Here is a 5,447-nt window from a genome sequence, read left to right on the forward strand (position 1 = left end):
TGACTTTTGCACAATTGTGTAACACGGTGTCAATGTTTTATGCACCAAAATGATCAGTCGAATACTTGTGTGTTACTCATTCACCAGTTGGTCTGAAAAATCGACAGTTTAACAAACTGTTTACACAAAGGGCCAAGTGGTTGAGTATCGATGACAGGGTAGGCTTATGTAATCTGGGCTGGATTAAGTGTATTTAATAAGTTACACGCGCTATCGGTGGCATAAAATACTCTTTAATCGTGAATCCCTGTTCAATTGAACAAATAAGATTCCGTTATTGACGCCTTAAGTGATAAAAATGCGACGAATTGCATTATTCGGTGCGTAAAATTAATTAAACGATAAAATACTGTTGTTATTTACAGCACTCCAGTACAATAAATCCTTTATTTTAAATCTGCGAAAGTTCGGATGGTTGATATATTGCCGCCCGCGCTTCAGTTCATCCCGAAATGTGTGAATAAACCATGTCAGCAGCGAACAACAAGTCCAGAGATCTTATAAATGGCGATATCAGTCAAACGCTAAAGCGTATGACTGTGCCGATGATTGTTGGCATGATCATGATGATGAGCTTCGGACTGGTAGATACCTTCTTTGTTAGTTTGCTGGGTACAGAGCCGCTTGCTGCAATCAGTTTTACGTTTCCTGTTACGTTTACGCTGATCAGTCTGAATATTGGGTTGGGCGTAGGCACATCCGCTGTCATTGCGCGACTCGCCGGACAGGGGAATCAGGATAATGCGCGGGAAACCGGCTCCGGTGCCATTATGCTGTCATCATTATTAGTCGGCATACTGGCCATTATAGGCGGCTTCACTGTTGTACCTATTTTCTCGCTGCTTGGCGCCCAGGATAACCTGATGCCATTTATTCAGGATTATATGTACATCTGGTATTTTGCTTCCGTGTTCCTGGCGATCCCCATGGTTGGAAACAGTGTATTGCGGGCCCGAGGCGATACCAAGACGCCGAGCATTATTATGGCGACGGGCGGCGGCATAAATGCAGTACTCGACCCGATTCTTATATTCGGCGTAGGACCAATACCGGAAATGGGCATTGGCGGTGCAGCGCTGTCTACGTTGATTTCCTGGATCATTTGTTCAATTTGGATATTGTACTTACTGGCTAAACAGCGCGGCTATATTCTTCCGCGCTTACTTACCCCAAAAGAATTCATGGTCAGCAGCCGTTCAATCCTTCATATCGCATTACCTGCTGCCGGGGCTAATATGCTAACGCCAATTGCCGGGGCCATTCTTACCCGGGTGGTCGCGGGCTATGGCGAGGAAGCCGTCGCGGCATGGGGAGTAGGGAGCAGGTTAGAGTCATTTACCACTATACTTGTGTTGGCGTTATCGATGACGTTGCCACCCTTTATTAGTCAGAACCTGGGGGCCAATAAATTTGACCGCGTAAAACAGGCTTATTGGCTGGCGGTAAAATTTGTAATGGGCTGGCAGTTGTTGGTAAGCATACTGTTATGGCTGCTGTCAGGCTTGATTGCGGCGCTATTCGCCAAAGAACAGGCGGTGGCCGAATTGATCCAACTCTTCCTGTTAATTGTACCCTTTGGGTACGGATTGCAGGGCATCATAATATTGACAAACTCCTCGTTGAACGCATGTCATTTGCCTATGTCGGCACTCACACTGAGCATTATTCGATTGTTTGTGTTTTTTGTGCCCATCACGGTAGCCATGGGTTGGGTGTTTGATCTTACGGGTATCTTTGCTGGTGCCGTTGCCGCCAATCTGTGCATGGCCATGGTATCAATGTATTGGTTCCGTCGCTCTCTACGTGTATTAGAAACTCAAACTGATTAGCAGGTAACGCATCATGACGAAAGGTTTTGAACTGGTCTCAAAATATGAACCCGCCGGCGATCAGCCCAAGGCCATAGAGGCGTTGGTCGATGGGCTGGAGAGTGGCCTTGCCCAACAAACCCTTCTGGGGGTAACCGGTTCAGGTAAAACCTTCACAATGGCGAACATCATCAACCAGGTACAACGCCCAACGTTAGTGCTAGCGCACAACAAAACCCTGGCGGCGCAGCTGTACGGCGAAATGAAAGAGTTCTTTCCGAATAATGCCGTTGAATACTTCGTTTCTTATTACGACTACTATCAGCCAGAAGCTTACGTTCCCAGTACCGATACCTTTATTGAAAAAGACGCGTCAATTAACGACCATATAGAACAGATGCGCTTGTCGGCTACAAAAGCGCTCATGGAGCGTCGAGACGTTGTCATTGTTGCCAGTGTATCTGCTATTTATGGCTTGGGTGATCCTGAGTCCTACATGAAAATGCTGCTGCATTTGCGTCAGGGGGACACAATCAATCAGCGGGACATATTGCGCCGTTTAGCCGAGCTACAATACAAGCGCAACGATCTGGCCTTTGAGCGCGGAACGTTCCGGGTTCGTGGGGACGTGATTGACATTTTCCCGGCTGACTCCGAGAAGCAGGCTGTCAGAGTTGAGTTATTTGACGATGAAATAGACCGAATCAGTTTGTTCGATCCGCTTACCGGTTCCGTAGACAAAAACGTGGTGAGGGCGACGGTATTTCCTAAAACGCACTATGTTACGCCACGTGAAAAAATTCTGGACGCGGTGGAGAGTATTAAAACCGAACTAGCCGATCGCAAGAAGCAGTTACTAAGCGTAAATAAGCTGCTGGAAGAACAACGCATAAGTCAGCGCACGCAGTTCGACATAGAAATGATGATGGAGCTGGGCTATTGCTCCGGTATCGAAAACTACTCGCGTTATTTGTCGGGACGGGCGCCGGGAGAGCCGCCACCGACCTTGTTGGACTACTTTCCTGCCGATGGCCTGATGTTTATCGACGAATCGCACGTGACCGTGTCCCAGATAGGTGCGATGTATAAAGGCGACCGTTCTCGCAAAGAAACACTGGTGGAATATGGTTTCCGTTTGCCGTCGGCCCTCGACAACCGGCCGCTCAAATTCGAGGAGTTTGAGCATAGTTCACCGCAAACAATTTATGTATCGGCTACCCCAGGCAATTACGAGCTTGAGAAGTCAGATGGCGAAGTCGTCGAACAGGTTGTTCGGCCAACCGGTCTATTGGACCCGGTTATCGAAGTGCGCCCTGTGGCCACACAGGTGGACGATGTGCTGTCTGAAATTCAATCACGCGTGGCCGTAGATGAGCGGGTTCTTATAACAACGCTCACCAAACGCATGGCAGAAGATCTCAGTGAGTACCTCAACGAACACGGTGTGAAAGTGCGTTACCTGCATTCCGACATTGATACGGTTGAACGTATTGAAATCATACGTGACCTGCGCTTAGGTAAGTTTGATGTACTGGTGGGTATCAACCTGCTCCGGGAAGGTCTGGATATGCCAGAAGTGTCTTTGGTGGCCATATTAGATGCCGACAAAGAAGGTTTCCTGCGTGCTGAAAAGTCGTTAATTCAAACTATTGGTCGTGCTGCACGTCACATCAATGGTAAAGCCATTCTGTACGGCGACACTATTACCGGCTCCATGCGCAAAGCCATAGACGAAACTGAACGCAGACGCGCGAAACAGATTGCTCACAATGAGGCCAACGGCTTAACCCCGCAAAGCCTGAACAAACCAATTACTGACATTATGGATTTGGGAGATTCGGTTGCACCACAGGCAGGTAAAATCAAACTGCGCAAAGTGGCAGAGTCGAAGCAGGCTGCCAAAGCCGCTTCGGCAACAGAAATCATGGGCCGTATTGGCGAGTTGGAAAAAGAAATGTTTGAATATGCCCGTGAGCTGGAGTTTGAAAAAGCCGCTTCGCTACGTGATGAGATTGAACAGCTGCGTAAGCAGGTCGTTACCTTGTCTTAACGAGGGGCGTATAGTAGTCAGTGACTGAATAGAGTATTGCTAAAACAATGTCTAAAGAACAACCAAACAACCCCTTGCACGGCGTGACGCTGGAAGCTGCAGTAACCCGTTTACAAGCGCATTACGGCTGGGATGGCTTGGCCGCCAGGGTGAATGTCAATTGCTTTAAGAGCGATCCTTCTGTTAAATCGTCACTGAAATTTTTGCGTAAAACCCAATGGGCACGTGATAAGGTGGAGCAGCTTTACATCTCCACGTTCAGTGAAAGCTCACCCTGGCGGAAATGAGTATCTGCGATAGTTCTTTCCGTTGTAGCCAGGTTGATAAAGACAAACTACCCCTACCTGATTATTTCCATAGGATCAGTGATTGGTGTACGAGTTTATATCAGAATAGGGCCAGGAATAGGCCTCCGACTCTAGTTTTGATATCAGAACAAATCATAGTGAACTTACATTTTTCGAGAAACTGGATTATTCAGATTCAATCGCTTTTTTAATTGCGAATAGGCATGCATCTCGATCTTGTAACCAAAGAGCATAGCTGAGAGGTAAGACGTCGACTCCTGCACGTTTTAATACCTTATAAGTATCGAGCTCGAAATAATCCTGCCAAGGACCTGGGTAACCTATTAGGTCAATTGCTATATAAGACTTTTTGCCCCTGACAAGTACGTCTATATAGGTACCTAGCATTTCGTAACCGCGCCAACATTCTACATTGAGGTGTTGCAATGATGTGATCACCTCGTTCTGAAATTCATCAGGTTGCTGGTTCGATTTGTGCTCGATAATAAAGCTGTCGACAGATGCCAAATATTTTCGAAGCAAATTTTTTATTGGTAACTTGTTAATATCAACAGATTTATAAATCTTTTGTTTTTGTCTTGCTCGCGTAATAGATACATTGAAGACATCTGGTTTGTTTAGATAGCCAGCAGCGCGTTTACTGTTTTCATCGATACAAAATGACAAAAGCATGATGTCTCTTTCTTCTCCCTGAAAGCCATAGGGCGTAGCAACTTTAATCTGATGTGCCTGTATATTCTCTAAAGCAATATGCTTTTCAACCTGAGAAGTAATATAGTTAACTTGCTTACTGAACGGTGATAGTACGCCGATTGTTCTGGATATTTCTTGCGTGGCGTCTTCAGAAATAATTGAACTAATTTCATCGATAATTGCTTTTGCTTCTGCCTGATTGACACCAACTGATGAACGTTCTCCCTTCACATCGAAGACAGTTACATGACCGATGGTTGAACATGGACGGTGTTGCATTATTTTTAGCCGATTACTATAAAATTGGATATTGCTGAAATCAATCAGCTCTGGTTGGCTGCGAAAATGCTCATCCAGGAAGGCGACCTGTTCTTGCGTAGTGACGTTGTGAAGTGCCAAATCTAAAATGCTGTTATCGCGATAGTTCAGCATCATTTCGGTATTGTTTAAACCAAACTGATTCGCGATATTCGTTTGTTTACTTCTGGAAAGAAAGGAATAGTGCCTGAGTTGCTTTTGGTCCCCAACAATTAAAGCTCTTTTGGCTCGATTTAGCGCTGGCAACACGGAAGCAATATTACACTGAGT

4 protein-coding genes are annotated in these 5,447 nt (G+C 46.0%); 3 read left to right on the forward strand and 1 reads right to left on the reverse strand.

Annotation, left to right across the window (positions count from 1 at the left end; all coding sequences use genetic code 11):
• Nucleotides 1-467 precede the first annotated feature (467 nt).
• The 3 genes from AC4MRN_RS19235 to AC4MRN_RS19245 are packed head-to-tail and all read left to right on the forward strand — an operon-like array spanning nucleotide 468 to nucleotide 4,145.
• Complete coding sequence (locus AC4MRN_RS19235; RefSeq protein WP_084526757.1) at nucleotides 468-1,829, forward strand: MATE family efflux transporter; 1,362 nt, start codon at nucleotides 468-470, stop codon at nucleotides 1,827-1,829.
• A 13-nt stretch (nucleotides 1,830-1,842) separates the two neighbouring features.
• Nucleotides 1,843-3,858, forward strand: a complete 2,016-nt coding sequence (gene uvrB / locus AC4MRN_RS19240) for an excinuclease ABC subunit UvrB (RefSeq protein ID WP_491204213.1) — start codon at nucleotides 1,843-1,845, stop codon at nucleotides 3,856-3,858.
• 47 nt (nucleotides 3,859-3,905) lie between these two features.
• Nucleotides 3,906-4,145 carry a VF530 family protein gene (locus tag AC4MRN_RS19245; protein ID WP_491204214.1) on the forward strand — a complete coding sequence of 80 codons (240 nt, stop codon included), beginning with the start codon at nucleotides 3,906-3,908 and terminating at the stop codon, nucleotides 4,143-4,145.
• A gap of 186 nt (nucleotides 4,146-4,331) precedes the next feature.
• Here AC4MRN_RS19245 and AC4MRN_RS19250 read toward each other — a convergent pair.
• Nucleotides 4,332-5,447 (reverse strand): DEAD/DEAH box helicase (locus tag AC4MRN_RS19250; protein WP_491204215.1); only part of this gene is annotated, 1,116 nt, incomplete at its 5' end.

The organism is Marisediminitalea sp., from assembly GCF_984433645.1.

Bases quoted from the DNA above. Each gene is read 5' to 3' on its own strand.
- AC4MRN_RS19235 (WP_084526757.1), top strand. From the start codon at position 468: ATGTCAGCAGCGAACAACAAGTCCAGAGATCTTATAAATGGCGATATC.
- uvrB (WP_491204213.1), top strand. From the start codon at position 1,843: ATGACGAAAGGTTTTGAACTGGTCTCAAAATATGAACCCGCCGGCGAT.
- AC4MRN_RS19245 (WP_491204214.1), top strand. From the start codon at position 3,906: ATGTCTAAAGAACAACCAAACAACCCCTTGCACGGCGTGACGCTGGAA.